We start from the raw sequence: 1,830 nt of genomic DNA, 5'->3' as shown, positions 1-1,830 counted from the left end.
TCGCCGGTGGCGGGATCGGGCCGCGGCTCGTAGCGGTGCACGCGATAGCCGACGCTGACCGCCCGCAGCGTGCCGTCGGCGATGCGCTGCCAGACCGGCTCGACGTCGGCGGCGGCGCTGAACTGCAGCGTGGCGTAGCCGCGGCCGCGCTCGAGGCGGGCGGCGGTGACGCGGCCGAGCACGTCGCGCGCGCCGCCGCGGCGGTGGGTGTCGAGCACCGGGGCGCGGCCGGAGCGCAGCGCCTCCATCCGCACCGCGTTCGGCGACATCTCCAGCTCCTCGGTGATCAGGCCGAGGGCCGGGACGAAGTTGCGGGCGCGGGCACCCGTCGACCACACCACCTCGACGGTGCGCGCGGCGCGATCGACGGTGACCGGTGCGGTGATGGCACGCTGCGCCACGAGCGGAAGGTCCGCTGCGGTGGGCGCAGCAGCAGGCTCCGGCGCGGCATCGCTGCCGCCTGGCTCAGTGGTGTCGATCATGTGGATATCCCTGGGGAAAAGGCCGGGATGACCTGTGGACAGGCGACGTTCAGCCGGGCTCCGCCTGACCCGCCGGCGGCTGCCGCAGCGGAGCCGCCGCGCCCGTCGCCGCGATCTCGACCGCGGCCATCTGCGCGGCGTCCTGCGCCGCGCCGGACTTCGCGACCCGGCGCGGATCGGTGTCGAGCGCGAGGCCGGCCTCGTCGAGCAGGGCGTTGGCCTCGCGGATCATCTCCACCGCGGCGCGGAAGTCGTAGCCGAAGGCCCCCGCCGCCTCGGGCTGCGGCACGAAGCCGGCCCTGACCTGGGCGATCAGGGCGGTGGTGTCCTTGAGCGGGTCGATCATCTCGTGCGCCGGCGGCACGTGGCTGACGCCGTCCGGCATCTCCGCACCCCAGAGCCCGAGCAGCGCGCCCTGCGCGTGGAAGCGCTCGGCGATGGGTCGCACCAGCATCGGGATGAGCATCCCGTACTGCACCTGCTCGCAGAGCCGGCGGAACTCAATCTTGCCGGCGCGGAGGCTGGAGTAGTTCGCCTGGGTGAGGTCGCCCGAGACCTGGTCGTAGGTCAGCCCGGCGCCGACCGCGGCGGCCTCGAGGGCGCGTCGGGCGAAGGCGGCGTGGCTGCCGCCCCCGGAGGGGTTCACGACTTCCACCGAGCCCATGCCGCGGCGATACAGGATCATCCCCGGCTCGAAGCTCTCAACCGCCCGGCCCTGGGCGTCGCGCAGCAGGCCGGCGGCGGCGCCGGTCAGCGCCTCGTCACTCTCCTCGGTGACGACGGCGGCGAGGCAGGCCTCGATCTTGGCCTTCATCAGCAGGGCGGCCTCGTAGTCGCCGAGGTCGCGCAGCCGCAGCAGCACCGGCGCCAGCCAGGAGACATCGCGCAGCTGGCCGGGGCGGCGCTTACGATAAACGTGAAGCACCTCTGATGCCGGGATGCGCTGGCTGCTCTGCCGGGTGGTCCCGGGCAGGATCCAGGCGGCGCCCGGATGCACGCTGTGCAGCCAGTAGCCGATCGGCGCGCCGGCCTCGCCGAGCGCTATGCCCTGGATGGTCGGCACGCCCTCGACCATCCCGTTCCGCGCCGTGTCCAGGTGGTCGCTCTCCAGCACCTGCAGCCGCAGGCCGATCGGGTTGGCAGGCGACGGCGGTGCGAGGAGGAAGCGAACGAAGCATTCGCCGCTCTCGACCACCGCCCGCATCGCCACCGCCTGCAGGCCGTAGAGATCGAGGCGCCCCTCGGCGTCGCAGACGGTGCCCTCCGCCCAACGTTGCCACGCCCGGCTGTGCGCATCGTCGGGCCAGCGCGTCGTGATGCCGGCGCCGACCGCGTTGCCGGTCCAGAG

1 protein-coding gene and 1 pseudogene are annotated in these 1,830 nt (G+C 73.9%); both read right to left on the bottom strand.

All coding sequences use genetic code 11. From position 1 onward, the window contains the following. A pseudogene (locus H596_RS0118820) lies at positions 1–482 on the bottom strand (prohead protease/major capsid protein fusion protein); the annotation flags it as partial. 49 nt (positions 483–531) lie between these two features. Continuing rightward, positions 532–1,830, bottom strand: a 1,299-nt coding sequence (locus H596_RS22505) for a phage portal protein (RefSeq protein ID WP_037302079.1), incomplete at its 5' end; no start/stop codon positions are given.

The sequence above is a fragment of the Rubritepida flocculans DSM 14296 genome (assembly GCF_000425365.1).
Lineage (GTDB): Bacteria > Pseudomonadota > Alphaproteobacteria > Acetobacterales > Acetobacteraceae > Roseococcus > Roseococcus flocculans.
The sequence above is the reverse complement of the archived record's forward strand: the minus strand, read 5'-3'. Positions and strand labels throughout refer to the sequence as shown.